Origin of the sequence: Vibrio sp. 10N.247.311.13 (genome assembly GCF_041467595.1) — a bacterium.
Taxonomy (GTDB): domain Bacteria; phylum Pseudomonadota; class Gammaproteobacteria; order Enterobacterales; family Vibrionaceae; genus Vibrio; species Vibrio crassostreae_C.
The window spans coordinates 214635-230391 of sequence record NZ_JBFSUX010000002.1 but is presented as its reverse complement, the minus strand read 5'-3'; the positions used below and the strand labels follow the sequence as shown (position 1 = coordinate 230391).

Genomic DNA, 15757 nt, shown 5'->3' with positions numbered 1-15757 from the left:
TATGTCGGTAATAACCCGTTTTTAGATAAACACCCTTGAATATAGCAAGTGTTATTGTATGATTTATTGGCGTGAATAATCTACAATATAGGCGGCTCTGATGTTTAACGATTTAAAAGGCAAACGCATTCTAATTACTGGCTCTACTGCTGGTATGGGTTTAGCTACCGCACGTGTCTTTGCAAAATACGGCGCAAAAATCGGCATCAATAGTCGTGCTTTCAGCCCAAAAGTCGATGACGTTCTATCTGAACTTACCGCACTGGGTGGCGATGTTGCCTTTTTTCCTGCAAACCTAATGGACACATTAGAGTGCGAAAGGTTAGTCAAAGAGTTCACTGATCATTTTGGTGGCATGGACGTGTTGATTAACAACGCCGGTGGCCTTGGTGGTCGCGCCAATCTAGAAAATATCGATGATGAGTTTTATGAGCGCGTAATGAACCTTAATGTTCGCTCTGCGCTGATGACAACCAAGTTCTCTATCCCGCACTTACGCGCCTCTGCTGCTGAGTCCGGGCAAACATCTTGTGTGATTAGCACAGGATCTATCGCCGCTCGCGAAGGCGGTGGTGTTGGTGCAGGCATCTATGCCGCGTCTAAGGCTTGGTTACACGACATTCACCGCAATTGGGTGAAAGAGTTCGCGCAAGACAATATCCGTTTCAACATTGTTTCACCGGGCACTATCGACACCGCATTTCACGATGGCAAGAGCGACGATTTGAAAGCGACCATTGCTAACAACATTCCAATGGGACGCTTTGGCCATATTGATGAAGTTGCCCCTTCATTCGCTTTCTTTGCATCGCACGCTTGCAGCGGTTACATCACAGGTCAAATCCTAGATGTTAACGGCGGACAAATAACGCCCTAGTTAGCTGGTTTATATAAGCTCACTCAGCGATTTAAGTTCGCCACACTATATAAGGTTAACAGACCCAAGTAGATGAGGGAAAACCTCACACTAAATTCGACGTATACACTGACACTAAACACCAGATTCGTCTGGCTTTTAGTGTTTTCAAAGTTTCAATTTCAGGTGGTTTAAATGTCAATATTTACATTGGTGGAAGATTCAAGCCGCCGAATTCATGTTCAAGTGGCGAGACAAATTGCTCGCAAGATCTTGTCAGGCGAGTTAGAAGAAAATCAAAAGTTACCCAGCGAAATGGAGCTGTGCGAAATCTTTGGAGTGAGCAGAACTGCCCTTCGAGAATCAACTAAGCTACTTTCGGCAAAAGGTTTAATCGAGTCGAAGCCAAAAGTGGGCACTCGTATCAAACCGAGAACACAGTGGCACTTCTTGGACCCGCAATTGCTGTACTGGATCCAAGATTTAGAAGATACTAAACCCTTCTTGTCTCAATTTTTAGGCTTAAGAAAAGCGATTGACCCGGAAGCGTGTGCGCTCGCTGCAACCAATGCAACTGTAGAGCAACGCAAAGAGCTTTCGATTCTTTTCCAGAAAATGACCATCGCAGCAAATAGCTTCGATTATGAAGAGTGGACGACCAACGATCACCTGTTTCACCAAACGATTTTCTTATCGACAGGTAATCAATTTTACATTCCATTCGCGAACATTCTGTCGACTATCTTCAAGCAGTTTATCGACCACTCCGCTGAAGGCGGTCGCTTCTGTTTAGAAGAACACAAAGCGATTTACGACGCAATAATGTCTGGCGATGCCAAGCAAGCTCGAATTGCTTCTCAAGTCCTGCTAGACGATGAGAACCAAAAGCTCTCTAGGGTTGAATTAGCCATCGCATAACCGAGATTAACCAAACTGACTTGTTTTTCAAAGACACAAGTCAGTCTTGTTTTAGCACCCATTTTTTAACCATCAACTACCGTAGTGTTTTCTTCTTTAAACGCTCTACTCCGCCACCTCAGAGAAAGCTTACGGTTATACACATAAGGTGTTGTTTGTGTCTTCACAATCGTACGTAAGGAAAAATTTCTCTCTCGCCTGGCCCCTCGCCTTAAACGGTATCTTGATGCAGTCGATGTTGATGATCGACACACTGCTTGTCTCTCCTCTTGGTGAAATCCCTTTAGCTGCAATGGGGATTGCGACGACTATCGTTGCCTTTGTTCTGGGAATTCAAATGGCGCTGGCAAACGGTACTCAGTTAGTATTAAGCCGCGCAGTGGGCTCTGGCATCGCCGCATCATTATCTAAAGCATTTTGGGCAGGGTTATTTATCAACCTTGGCGTAGCAACACTATTTTGGCTTCTACTTACTTTTTTCGAACAACCCTTGATTCAAGCTTTAACAGATGACGCTTCCCTTCACTTAGAAATCAGCCGCTATCTAGACATCTCGAAATACATCGTTATTTTTACCGCGTTAACGCAGGTGATCATTGCTTTATTTAATGCGCTAGGCAGAACTAAAGTCCCATTCAAAGGTTACTTAATTGAACTGCCTATCAATGCTGTACTCTCATATGTGCTGATTCATGGTTTTTCTAATTTTGAAGGGATTGGAGTACAAGGCGCTGCATTAGGCAGCATTATTGCAATAACGATCCGCTTGCTGTATTTGGTTTTGTGCGTGCATTTAAGCTCAGCGATTTCACTCAAATTAGACGCTCAGCGCTCTGAATTCTTTACCAACGTTCGCCGTCACTTTATCGAAATATTCCCTGTAGCAGCGAACGTGACCATGCTTTTGATTGGCGCAACGATATATCAATTGTTGTATTCGCAACTTAACATCAACGCTTACGTAGCGATTACTTTGGTGATGCCTTGGATCAGGGCTGTCTCTCAATTTATTACCGCTTGGGCTCACTCTTCCGCGATTACTATCAGCCAAGCGATTGGCTCCAAAAAGATGGATGACCTAGTCAAAAACGTCGATACCAGTATCGATATTGCAGTCGTCATTTCTTTCGTTTGTGCACTCTTATTCGCAGGATTAAGTCTGGTCATTGGTGACATTTACCCGAACTTGGATGAATCTACCTATCAAGCATTGGCCGTTATCGCCCCACTCTACATATTCTTGCCAATTGTTCGTGGCTACAACACGGTTCATGGGAATGTACTAAGAGCACTAGGAAAAACGACCGCAGTCTTCAAAATCAACTTTACTGGTCAATGGGTAATTTCAATTCCATTGTGTGCATTGATCATCTTTGGTTTAGATGGCTCTATCTTTTGGGCCTTTGCTATCCAACCATTCGAAGAAGTCGTTAAAGCTTTCCCATTCCGTCACTTAGCTCGAAAGTCTCTAAAGGAGTTTGATGCCGACAAAGCTAAAGAGTTGATGTATGACTAAGTCCGGTATCGAGTCGCCGTCCTAAAATCTTTCTACGCTTTCTGATTACAACCTTGTCTTTTGACAAGGTTGTATTGTTTCAGCTGTACCGTTCATTGGTAAGCTTCATTGTACTCTCGCTGATACCCGGCTCATCTTAAATCTCATAGAAAACAAAAAGACCACTCAACATTCGGTTCAGTGGTCTTCGAAAACATTCCTTAAGGCCTGTTTCTAACTAGCCTTATGTACTATTTGCCGTTCAACTTTAGTGCCGAGAAAGTCACACTGTTATAGTCGCCATTCTTTTTATCGACAGCGAAATCGCCAGTACCGCCACAACCAGGTCCCCATACAGGGTGAGAATCGCTCACGCTACATTGGCCGTATGCGCCCGCTTTGTAGTAAAAATCATCTTCAGCATAACCCGTTGGTGAATCAAGTTCATCGATGCCCTTACTCAGGTCGATTTCATACTTAACGGTATCGTGACGCTCGGTTTCAAACGTTAGGTACATCATGGTGCCTTTCACTTCCACTTTGTAACTAAACTCTTCACCAAGAGCAATACCCGCTTCACCCGGCTCTGCAGGGTTTTCCCACGTGTTACCCCACACTGGATAAGCGATATCGGCACGGTTAGGATCTTTTTTCTCTAGGTTACGCTCATAGTTCCAAAATACTGAACCCATTTCTTGGCCAGGAAACTTCTTATAGAAGATCTTTAGTGGTTCATTACCATGCCCGTAACCAGTTCCAGCTTTGATTAACTCATTATGTTTTTTAGCGTGAATCTGACCAACAACCACCGAGTGAGCTGGGTACTTTTCTGGGTACTTAGCGTTAATCGCTACGTGATTCACTTTTAGGGTCGCTTCTAGCGTGCCGCCAACGGCACTGTACTCGCTTGCTGATGGATGGCTAGACAATGCCCATTGGTTTCCTTTGTCCGCCGTATCGATTGAGAAATCAGCACCGCGTGGCATCTGGCGTAACTCAGAGCGTGCGTTTTTCGAGTTCTTCGTGGTAATAGCTTGGTTTTGTACTTCAAAGACGAGATTACCGTCTTTATCAAGGTGGAAGAAATCGCTGTGTGAGTAGCTCATCATTGCCACCCCTTCGATTTCGTCAACACGACCATCTTCATTGATATCTGAAGGTATAGTTATTTTCCAATTGTGCATATCGAATTTATCGGCAGGTACGGGGTAAGAAACACCGTTATTTGCGAAAGTAACCATTGGTACAGTCGCTAATAGCGCCACTGCTAATATGTTTTTCTTAAACATGACTCATCCTTTATTGTTAACAGATACCGAGTACACACTCAGTACAGAAACCACTTTTGAACACGAATTAGTACTAAATATTTTCTCTTCGACTTAAATAAGCCAACCGATAAATAGAATTTACATTTAGCCATTTTGTAACTTTTATTAAACATCTGGCTATGGTTTATATTTATGCCTCTCAACATGCTCCCTATGTTTAAGCCACGATGGTTAAAATCATCATTATTAACATATAGAAACACTTAATATTTGTATTATTTTAACACATGCAAAAAAGTGAGTTTCTAAGGTTTGTGAATATGAGAAGTACGTCATGATTGATTTAATACACAAGCCCTAAATTGAGATATTCATAACATTTAGCTATATACTTGGGCCATTAGTCAGAACTTTTTGATAGATCTCACAGAAATCTGACTCAATAATAAATACCATATTTGTCATACATTAATTTAATACCATTTAAGGTATTGGTTTGTGAGCCACGGGTACATTGGATGTATCCAGAATTAAAAAATAATAGTGAGACAAAGGTATGAATTCTGTTACAAAAATTGCTGCAGCTGTTGCATGTACTCTTTTAGCGGGCACAGCTACTGGTGCATCTCTTGATTATCGTTACGAGTATCGTGCTGCGACGGATTATACAAAAACAAATGGCGACACGGCTCACGTAGACGCTCGCCATCAACACCGAGTGAAGCTAGGTGAAAGCTTTAAACTGTCAGATAAGTGGAAGCACTCAACGGGCCTTGAAGTTAAATTCCATACTGACGATTCTTACTACGACGCAGATTCTGGCGAAGTTAAATCAGCAAACAGTAGAAGCTTCTATGACGGCAATTGGTATATTTACGGTATGGAAGTAGAAAATACAGCAACTTACAAAGTCGATAACAACTGGTATCTACAAGTTGGTATGCCGATCGCTTGGGACTGGGATGAGCCGAACTACAACGGCGGTGACTGGAAGATGAAAAAAGTCACTTACAAACCTCAATTCCGTGTTGGTTATAATGCGGATATGGGATTAACGACTGCCATTCGTTACCGTCACGAGTATGCTGATTTCCGCAACCATACACAGTTTGGTGATAAGGATTCAGAAACTGGCGAACGTTTAGAATCAGCTCAAAAATCCAAAATAACGCTAACAGGTGCATATAAAATTGAGTCTCTACCGAAGCTTGGTCTTTCTTACGAAGCAAACTATGTAAAATCTTTGGATAACGTACTTCTTTATAATAGTGATGACTGGGAATGGGATGCTGGCTTAAAAGTAAACTACAAGTTCGGTTCTTGGAAACCTTTTGCTGAGATTTGGTCTTCTGATATCAGCTCATCTTCTAAAGATCGCGAAGCAAAATACCGTGTTGGTGTTGCTTACTCATTCTAATTAGAAATAGTCAATTTATAAAATACCCCTCTCCTCTTGTAAATTTTTGGGGCATATTTTAAGCACTTTATTTAAATAATAGGATGTTCTAATTAACGTTAGTTTCATCCTAATAAATATTTAACGACTATTCATTATCTATTTCTTATGTGATTTACATATGGATTTAATATCATAAAGAGAATATTTTATGCAGATTTCTAAAGTCGCTACAGCTGTCGCTCTTTCGACAGGTTTATTATTTGGTTGTAACAGTGACGGTTTACCTATCCCGACCGATGGTTCTACTGATCCAGGTAACCAACCTTCAGCATTAACTACGGGTTACTGGCAAATCAGTGATGGTAACTCCGCTTCAATATCCGCGTCATCAAACGCTGATCTACCAAATGTTTATGTTTTCCAAGAAGATGGCAATCATAAATACTATGACGATGATGATGACTTAGGTACTTACACGATTAAAGATGCAAGTGCTTCTACTAATAATTATGATGAAGAAGCCGGTACGGTCTCTTTCACATATTATGAAACAGGCACATCAACGATCGAAATTCTAGATGGTGTTTTTTCTTTCGATGACGCTGGTGCTCTGAATATTTCAGATAACACCACTGGCATAGACTACTCTGGTTCAGACCAAACTGCGACTGACGCCGTACAAGAAGCTATCAGTAAAGCCAATGAAGCAAATGGTATCAATGGCTACGTTCAAATCTTGGACACCAACAATGGTGGTGTAAAGAATGATGTGGGTGAACTACGTTTGAAATTGTCTGACAGCAGCACAGGGGCAACAGTAGACAGTATCGCATCAGGAAAGGTAACCGTTGACTTAATCTACCAAGTAGATGAAGACACCGAGCAAGAAGCGAATGGTTCAGGTAACAACGCTTATATTAGTCTCTACGCTTCTGGTACTTCTAACACTAATTTACACGGCGAAGTTATTTTTAATGCTGGAGAAATTTTCTACCGTTCCACGGTTACCGATAGTAGCGGTAAACCTCAAATTCCTGATGAGCCTGTAGGCACTTACACTTTAGGTGAAGATCTCGCGGTTGAAATCAGTTGGGCGAGCGGTTACTACACATTCAAAGTCAATGACACTGTATACGACAATAGCGGCAACGGTTTTGAGGCTTTCGACAAAGCTGCCGTTACTATCGTGTCATTGAAGCTTGGTGATACTTCTAACACAACACACTACGAGTTAAACGCTGACAACTTTAAAGTTTATTCGAATGACACAGCTTCTGATGAGCTAGTGTTTGAAGATAACTTTAACAATTACCCGAATGGCCAAGCGCTATCAGGTAATCCGTACAACAACAATACTGCGGAAGCGACAGTTGTTGTTGATGGCGGCAATACTGAGCCAGAACCTGAACCAGATCCAGATCCAGAGCCCGGCGAAGTAACAGACAACTTCGATTCTTATACTGTAGGTACGCAGATCGATGTGGCTAACCCTGCGTACCAGACAAAAGGTGTTGATGGGGTTTTAAATACAGCAGTGATCAGTAGTGACTTTGCCAAGTCGGGTTCTAACTCTTTACGAATTGAAGATGGTGCGGACTCAACCACTGATAATAACAAAGCTATCGTTGGCCGCGACTTTGCTAATGGCGCAGCAGAAACTGGCTCTGTTTCTACATCTGTATACATCCCTAGCGATGGCTATGTAAAAGCATCATACATTTTCTTAGGTTCTAATAACGATGCATCATCTAGTGGTCGCTTCACTGAAGTTGTATTTACATCTAGTATGATTAAATTCCGCAACGAATCAGGCAGCCAAGTTGACCTTGCTTCATACTCAAAAGACACATGGGTAGATGTGACCATTTCATGGGTAGATACAGACATTACCGTCAATGTTGATGGAATAGACTACACTGGGTTAAAAGCTGAAAGTGCAGGTGGTTCCCCGACCGCTATTGCGCTATACAATGGTGACAATGGTTCAAAAGGGACATACACCTACTTCGACAACCTAGATTCAGACCTATTCTAGTTCTCACTAGAAAGTCTGTTTGACTTGATTGCTAGATAAAACAAATCCCTATCAACGTAATTTGATAGGGATTTTTTATTGTTAGCTCAAGAATAAAAAGCAGACTGGCGATTCAGTTAAGCTCTCTGACTCAGCGGAACTTTGCTTCAGCGTTGAATAAGCACCGATGCTGCTAGTAACGAATGCCCCCTTGCCTCTCTAACTTATTTAACCCTCTCAAAAGCCCTGTATCTATCATAGATAAACAAAACCCCTCAGCTCTGCACTCAACCCACAAATTATTATTCAGCATCACCGTAGCATACAATCAAGGTATTTACGGCCTGCAAGCAACTAACCCTCAAGCGTATCCCCTTGAGCACTAGATGCGTTTGATCATCGACTTGAGCCCGCCTGAGTATTTCATTAAGCATTGGCGCTAATAAAGTGATGGCTAACCGCCCTTCTATTTATGCAAGAGTTAGAGCACGATTTATGGCTGTTGCTAAGAGTCTTGCTAAACAACCCAAAAGTGACGGTTTCAAGAACAAAACGGGAGTAATCAGCCGAGCTAACGCTTATTAGTAGACCAGGCAAAACAATACGTTCATGTGTAGACGTCGCATTAGTACATACCTTGAGAACGAAGTCGAAGTTTTCTAGCTATGGCGATTCCAAAATAATATTGGCATTGTTTAGCTTTGAATGAGAGCCAATATGACCTGTTATCAGCTGAGATTAATCATGACTGAGGTTAATGGTGATCGGCGATTGGGGAAAGGATAGTGACTGAAACTGATAATGACTAAAGTTAATACTGAATGAGCTTAATGATAATGTCTTAAACTCTGTGCAACTGATAACTACCCCTCTCCTACTCAATTAAATCATACGCTTAAGCCCAACCAACAGCAGGCACAAAAAAGCCTCCAAACCCTAAGGCTGGAGGCTATTGCGATAGCTTTAATATTAAGTGTTATTCGGTTAGATTACTTTTTGTATTGATCGTGCGATACGTCTAGTTGGTAGAAAGTCGCTTGTGAGTAATCGTCTAGGTCGCCGCTGATGTTTTGGTTGTAAACACCGGCTTTGAAGTACATGTACTTGCCGCCTACGTCGTAGCCGCTGTTGCTCATATCAACCACTTGTACAACGTCGTCTTTGCCTTCACGCATTAACGTTACAGTCATCGTGTTGCCTTTAACGTCAATACGGTAGCTGAACACTTCGCCAAGTGCGATACCATCGTCACCCACTTCAGCCGTCATGTCGCCCACTAGAGGGTAGAAGTCCTCTTTAGTTGCGTCTTGGCTTTCGTGTGCGAAGTAAACCGCACCCGTTGCTTGGTTTGGCAGTTTACGGTAGTACAAACGAATTGGTTCATCGTTTTGATCGTGAATCTGACCAATGATAAAGCGGCCTACTTCGTTCGCATTACCTGTTGTTGTTGCGTGATCGATTTTCAACGTTGCTTCTAAAACGCCATCAATACCAGCAGCAGCTTCTAAGTCAGACTCAGGTGCGCTTGAGAATACCCAGTTGTTCTTGTTAACACCTTTAGTGCTAATAGACTGGTCACCACGGCGCATCATTTCGCGAAGCTCTGTACGCGCATACTTAGTATTTTTAGAGGTACGAACACCTTTCACGTAAGACTTGAAGACTAGACCACCATCGTCAGCTGTGTAGAAGATCTCTGGGTGTTGGTAACCGTTTGCAAGGTTCCACTCAGAAACATCATCAGGCTTACCGTTTTTGTCATGGTCGAATGGTTGAGATAGGTACCAATGCGTCATGTCAAAGTTTTCGCTTGGCGCGTTACCTGCAACTGGTGTCGCTGGCAGGCCTGTCGGAACTGGCAGTGCACTGCGTGTGTCACATTCAACTGAGGTCTCACAAGGGTAAACCGCTGCTACACCAAAGTTACCTGAACGAAGATCTTTGCGCGCATCTTTACGTGCTTTTTCCACTGCTTTCATTTCAGCGATAATAACTGCTTCTGCTGCTACCACGTCTGAAGTGATGATATGGCTAGCAGGACATGCGTTAATGTTACAGTTAACCGCAGCTAACCCTGTCACACTGTTCCAACCATTTTTGGTGTTACCGTGACCAACGTATCTTACGTAGCGCGCTTGCACTGCTGGCTCGAATTGGAAACGCTCTAGGCCGATCGCTTTACCTGAGCTCAGTTGGTTTTCAAGTACGGTTGTCCAGGTTTCACCATCGACACTTACTTGAATATCAAATTTAGACTGGCGCTCGTTACCTTTGCTGAAAGATGCTTGAACCGCATCAAATTCTTGAACTGAACCATAATCTAGCATTGCCCACTCACCGTCACCCGCTGAAGACCAACGTGTAGTTAGGTCTTGGTCAATGAGACGATCAGGTCCGTTACCATCATGGCTACTAGCGGCAACAGCAACTGGCGTCAGAAGCGCTTCACCAGTTTCTTTGTTATTTGGGAAATCAACAGTCGGTGTGCTCGTGCTCGCACAACCAACTGCAAGTAAAATAGAAGAAGCGAGTAAGGTTTTTAGAGTAATTTGTTTCATATCTAATCCATTATTATAATACAAAGACAGCGTTCGTAAGTGAAAGATAAATTGGCAAACACGAGCTATAAGGCGTTTTCTCTCTCAGTATTTGCGATAACACAAAAATATTACGTAATCTTATAATACAAATAAAACACTTCGTTGAATAAATGAGACTGGGAACACTTTTCGCTTTTTCCATACTTTAACTGGATCACACTTCCTATTGATAAAAGACAACATATGAAAATTTAGAATGCGAAATGGGCTATCAAGGGCGAAAAATCCGAGCGGTAATGGTGAGAATGTGCATCACTCGAGCAGAGCATTTATCGTTCAGAACATCTCATTCACCAGTGTCGCAGCAGTTAAAAAAAGACCACATTGTTAGGAATCAATATGGTCTTTAAAGCAGTCATTGTTGTTACTCAAACGTTAGCTAATTCAATAATGTTCAGCTCTAAGAGAACTAAAACTCACATCAAACACTTCACCCGCATAGTCGCTGTCTGGCTTAAATTGTGGGTAGATACCCGCTTTGAAGTAGAAAGCGATGTCGTTAGAGGCCCAATCTTGAGTTAAAGAAACGGTTTTGCCATCTTTATCTTGGTAATCCTCTCCCCAACCGATTGAGTGCGAAACCGTGTTGGTGCCATCTAAATCGTGGGTCGCAAGGTAAATACCATCTTGGTCGGCACGAATCGTATAGCGCCACTCTTCACTTGCCGAATAAGTCCCTAACTCGACACTGAACGGGTCACAATGATTACAGTCTTGATTGTTGCGCTCAAAATCGTCATTCAGTATCACTCGTACCGGCTTACCCTCACCTTCCCAAAGCAATTTGACCAATGCTTGATTGATCTTCCAGCCATGGATCTGACCGAGCACTACTTTTGGGTCTTGGCCGTTAATGTTCGGGTAATCTTCAATTCGCAAGCTTGCCGTTAACTCGTGACTGGTTGTGTTGGTTCTGGTGTCGTCCAAATACCAACTGGTATCTTCATCACTGGTGCTGCAATCTGGCTGAACACTGCTTTGATACAACTCCCTGAGCTCAGAGCGAATATAGCTAGAGTTTTGGGTAGAGGTGCCGTATCCCATATCCGCTCTAAAGTGCATTCTTCCTTCATCAGTATTGAAGTAAGAAAGATCAATATCACTGTCGTACACATCGCTGTCATTTGAAAGAAGATCTTTACTCGATTCACAACGTTCTGGTTCTAACTCAGCAGCACTGTCACCACCGCTTCCATACCAATCATTCTTACTCGGTGGAATAGTCAGCTTCCAATCATTAATGTCCCAATCGTTTGATCCATCGATTTGAGTCGTGGTGTATCTCAACGCCTGATAGTAAGCAATCGCTTCACCATTCTCAAATTGGTTATAGATACCCGCTTTGAAGTAGCTCAATAAATGCTGCCAGTAAGCGATGTCTTGATTCACTTTTACTTCATCATTCACTTTGAGCGACAGTGTGTTCTCATAAACAGAAAGATCAAATTTGGTAAAACTGTCCAATTCCGCCTCACCTAAATCGTAGCGCTTGTATGACGTGGCATAACAATCCGAAGAGTCAGCAGCGCTGCTACAATCAATGGCATTGTTTTTCATGACTGCCCAGTAGTGACCTGTGAGGCCATCTCGTTCTTGCTCCCAAACCACACGCAATAGCGGATGAGGGATATAACCCGTACCACTCTCATCAGTCCCCTTATTGTGTATCTGCAGCAACGTCACTTCATCATGGTCGGCAGGTGAACTCGCCATTGCATGCTCGATATCAGGTAAGCTTATTTCCGCATACAAGCTTCGTCTTACACCCGTTTCATTGATATCGAAGTTTTCTCCCTCACGAACCTCAGAACGCATCTTGTAGTTCGTCATTTTGAAGATAAGATTTTCCGTCTCTTCATCAGCATAAAAATAATCACTGACATAACCATCGAAGTTACCATCTTTGACTTCAGAGGTTTTATTGCCCTCCTCTCCATTAGGATCAGAGACCTGAAGATCTGAGCTGGAAAGGATGTTTTGATACTTGGTAATATCATAGGGAGCAACAACACCAGCGGGCATTCCTGGGTTATTGGTATCGGAAGGATCACTGCTGTCACTGGAGCTGCTTCCACCGCAGCCATACGTAAGCGAAGCGAGTACTACGACGAAGATTGGCTTATTCACATTTATCTCACTTATCCATAAGAATAGAGTGACAATGTATATTTGTACTATTTTATGTCAATTATATATTTATCAGAATGTGAGATGCGGCAAATGAAGTGGGATGAATGAGTATTGCGTAGAGTTAGACTCAAGAAAAACGCAGAAAGGCCACTCTAAACTCGCAAGCTATTGAGTGGCTCTCAGATCAACAACTAAACTTAGTATGTTGATTTTTAAATATAAATATTAGAAAAGTTAAACCTTAAAGCTGCTCATCAAGTCACTAACGCTGCCGTTAAGTGTTTTGATTTCTGCTGATTCAATCAACTGATCTTGGCTTAGCTTATTAAGCTCCTCAACAAAGCTTTCAATCTTATGCATGTTCTTAGCAATGCTCTGAATAAGGGCGTTCTGCTCAACAGACGAACCCGAAATATCGTTATTAAAACGACTTACCGTTTCCATCTGTTCCGTTAGCTTGGCCAACATATTTACCGCTTGAACCACTTGGGCACGCGTCATTTCACAGTTACTTTTGGTCAACTCAATCGATTTAACCAAACCATCTGATTTAGACTGCAAGCCAGACAGCGCTTCATCAATTTCAGAAGTACTGATTTGAGTTCGGTTGGCTAACGCACGGACTTCATCAGCAACCACCGCGAAACCTCGGCCATGCTCACCCGCTCTCGCCGCTTCAATTGACGCATTCAATGCCAGCAAATTAGTTTGTTCCGCAATTCCTCCAATCACAGACACGATAGACTGGATGCTCTGCGTTTCATTCGCCATTGAGCGAATATCATCAGAGGTGGTGCAGACTTGCTTCTCAAGATCACTGATATAGGTTTCCGTCACGGTGTTAATTTGTTTCGTCTCATCACTGAACACAGCGGCCTCTCTTGCTGCTTCTGCCGCCGACTGAGAACTCTTCTCGACTTCGTTTGATGCTTCAGATAAGCCGTTAATTGCAGAGACCACTTGAACCGTTTCATCAGTGTGAACTTTCAGTACATCGCTGGTTTCTTTACAACCTTCACGAATACTCAGTACCTTAGTATCGAGATCCGAGTTCTTAAATTTGACGTCCTTAACCATCTCTTGCAGACCAATGATGAACAAGTTGATGTCTTTGGCGATATGCCCTAAGTCATCATTCCCCTTTTCAACAAGCCTTTGAGTCAGGTCTCCGTTACCTTGAGATAGATCGTGGACGATTTTTCTCAGTGACACGATTGGGCGGTAGAAGCGATTCAGCAGTAAAATCATCAATATCACCGAGCCAAGCACACATGCCACGATAAGGATACGCGCACTCGACATCACGCCATTCAACTGATTGAGCGCGAGTTCAGGGTCAATACTGGAGATCATGTACCATTCTTTCTGGCTGCCAATATCCACTTTCTTGGCCATCAAAATTCTCTGGTTGCCATCAATCACACCCTCAATGAATTGGTCAGGCTGTTCAATGGCACTATTGAGTCTCATCTGAGTATCTGCAGAAGATATATTGCTTTGCGGAAGTACGTTTTCGACTGTTGAAGCGACCACCATCCCTTTCTCGTCGATAATAATGCCTTTGGCTTCGTAGATACTGTCCAGCTGTTTAAGCTGAGTTTCCAAATCATCAAATCGAATGTCTGCCATGATGACGCGATCTTGATAGGTGTAAGTCACACCAATCATAGGTACTTGAGTACTCTTGGTGAAAAACAGATCACTAAAAGATAAACCTGATTTCAATTTCGCTTGTTGATACCAAGGACGAGTCGTTGGGTTGTATTTTTCTTTGATTCCAACACCGTTTGGGAAAGACTCTGAAGGACGAGAAGTATAAGAACGACCATCATCAAAACCCACTACAATCTTGTCAATACCACCGAGCTTAGCGGCAAAATGCATCAGCGCTTCGTTTGGTACTTGGTATGGGGATTTCATGAACTCTTGTGCAACGGAATTGACCGTATCGATGGTGCGCTGGACGGTGCTTTCAATCTGATTAATTTCTATCGTTAACGAGTGATCAATCTCGTTATAAATCGTTTGGTTTACTTGATCAGTCGCCAAGTTAAGCGTGAACCAGTTCGTAAATGCCAAGGCACTGGAACTGACGATCGCCACCATTAAAATCAATTTTCCTTTAAACCCTAGAGACAATTTTGAATTCATAAAACTCATAATCCATATCAACCTATGTCTATTATTTTTATCCGAATGAAATGGTCATTTTTTAGATATTCGAAGATACGGGAAGCAAAACTTGTTCATGCCGTTCCATCGTCACAACCATCAATTTAATTAATATTGTATGCTTAATTGACCGATCATTCTGTGAGCAATCTTGATATATTAAAACTGGCTAAAATAGCCCTGTGACATAGTTATCATTTATGCGTTTTGACTTTCATCTCATTGAATAAAATCACTATAAATTTGTAAAACGTCCAATTTCATAGTGAAAAGTCATATTTCTGTCGATAATTATCATCACCAGATTTTACTGCCCCACGCTACCTAATAGTATGCAAAAATGAGTCTTAACTCACACTTCTACCAACTAACCATTCACTAAAGGCATTCAATATTAAAATTTATTTGTAATACAATAAGCCTTAAGTTATGGTGTATTTGAATCATAACTTAAGTTCTTTCTGGATGCTTTTGTTCAATTCAAAGTGATAATTGAAGCAGCCGCTTTAAGGTCATTGAACGCGTTTAACGTAGAAACTGTCGGGGGATCTCGTTATTCGTTTTTTCACTTGCTATTGACCATTTGTTTTTCCAGACGGCTCGTCCGAACATGCCCATACAGTCACCAGCTGTGTGGGTTTTTTTTACTTTCTTTTCAGACCCGATATACGAGCGGTGTTAAGCCATCGCCAACAATCAGTTAAGTGCACTGGTTTAAGCTTGCGAGGAAAAGTGAGTGAGTTGGTGCTAGAAGGCTTTGAATTTACAAATAGATATAGATATAGATATAGATATAGAAACAAAAATAGGAATTGAGGCAGTAACAAAGTTGAACAGAGTTTTGAGTAGGTGTAGCTGAGGAAGTAGAAGTAGAAGAGTTTAACGAGGGAACAAAGGGTTGG

At 42.2% G+C, this 15757-nt stretch carries 9 protein-coding genes; 5 read left to right on the top strand and 4 right to left on the bottom strand.

All coding sequences use genetic code 11. The annotated features are described in order from the left end of the window. Positions 1–100 precede the first annotated feature (100 nt). The 3 genes from AB6E52_RS01930 (at position 101) to AB6E52_RS01920 (ending at position 3290) form a co-directional block, all read left to right on the top strand. A complete protein-coding gene (locus AB6E52_RS01930; protein WP_017072470.1) occupies positions 101–877 on the top strand; it encodes an SDR family NAD(P)-dependent oxidoreductase in 777 nt (258 codons plus the stop codon). Positions 878–1051: 174 nt separating this feature from the next. Then, entirely contained in the window at positions 1052–1774 is a 723-nt protein-coding gene (locus AB6E52_RS01925) for a FadR/GntR family transcriptional regulator (protein ID WP_017063624.1), read from the top strand. A gap of 148 nt (positions 1775–1922) precedes the next feature. Next, positions 1923–3290, top strand: a complete 1368-nt coding sequence (locus AB6E52_RS01920; RefSeq protein WP_081322222.1) for an MATE family efflux transporter — start codon at positions 1923–1925, stop codon at positions 3288–3290. 230 nt (positions 3291–3520) lie between these two features. Here AB6E52_RS01920 and AB6E52_RS01915 read toward each other — a convergent pair whose 3' ends face one another. Further along, the gene (locus tag AB6E52_RS01915; RefSeq protein WP_017061470.1) at positions 3521–4558 is read right to left on the bottom strand and encodes a polysaccharide lyase family 7 protein; all 1038 of its coding nucleotides are present in this window, start codon (positions 4556–4558) and stop codon (positions 3521–3523) included. 538 nt (positions 4559–5096) lie between these two features. Between AB6E52_RS01915 and AB6E52_RS01910 the strand changes: the two genes are divergently transcribed. Next, on the top strand, positions 5097–5957 hold the full coding sequence (locus AB6E52_RS01910) for an oligogalacturonate-specific porin KdgM family protein (RefSeq protein ID WP_017072468.1): 861 nt from the start codon (positions 5097–5099) through the stop codon (positions 5955–5957). Positions 5958–6147: 190 nt separating this feature from the next. Next, positions 6148–7974 (top strand): hypothetical protein, encoded by a 1827-nt coding sequence (locus AB6E52_RS01905; RefSeq protein WP_102320526.1) that lies wholly within the window; start codon positions 6148–6150, stop codon positions 7972–7974. Between the two features lie 968 nt (positions 7975–8942). Here the strand turns inward: AB6E52_RS01905 and AB6E52_RS01900 are convergent. The 3 genes from AB6E52_RS01900 to AB6E52_RS01890 form a co-directional block, all read right to left on the bottom strand. Continuing rightward, a complete protein-coding gene (locus tag AB6E52_RS01900; RefSeq protein WP_017069952.1) occupies positions 8943–10511 on the bottom strand; it encodes a polysaccharide lyase family 7 protein in 1569 nt (522 codons plus the stop codon). 426 nt (positions 10512–10937) lie between these two features. Then, complete coding sequence (locus tag AB6E52_RS01895) at positions 10938–12680, bottom strand: polysaccharide lyase family 7 protein (RefSeq protein ID WP_102320525.1); 1743 nt, start codon at positions 12678–12680, stop codon at positions 10938–10940. Positions 12681–12917: 237 nt separating this feature from the next. Continuing rightward, positions 12918–14789, bottom strand: coding sequence for a methyl-accepting chemotaxis protein (locus AB6E52_RS01890; protein ID WP_102320524.1), 1872 nt, complete (start codon positions 14787–14789; stop codon positions 12918–12920). Positions 14790–15757 lie beyond the last annotated feature (968 nt).

Coding starts and splice junctions, on each gene's coding strand:
- AB6E52_RS01930 (WP_017072470.1), top strand. CDS start 101: ATGTTTAACGATTTAAAAGGCAAACGCATTCTAATTACTGGCTCTACT.
- AB6E52_RS01925 (WP_017063624.1), top strand. CDS start 1,052: ATGTCAATATTTACATTGGTGGAAGATTCAAGCCGCCGAATTCATGTT.
- AB6E52_RS01915 (WP_017061470.1), bottom strand. CDS start 4,558: ATGTTTAAGAAAAACATATTAGCAGTGGCGCTATTAGCGACTGTACCA.
- AB6E52_RS01910 (WP_017072468.1), top strand. CDS start 5,097: ATGAATTCTGTTACAAAAATTGCTGCAGCTGTTGCATGTACTCTTTTA.
- AB6E52_RS01905 (WP_102320526.1), top strand. CDS start 6,148: ATGCAGATTTCTAAAGTCGCTACAGCTGTCGCTCTTTCGACAGGTTTA.
- AB6E52_RS01900 (WP_017069952.1), bottom strand. CDS start 10,511: ATGAAACAAATTACTCTAAAAACCTTACTCGCTTCTTCTATTTTACTT.
- AB6E52_RS01890 (WP_102320524.1), bottom strand. CDS start 14,789: ATGGTGGCGATCGTCAGTTCCAGTGCCTTGGCATTTACGAACTGGTTC.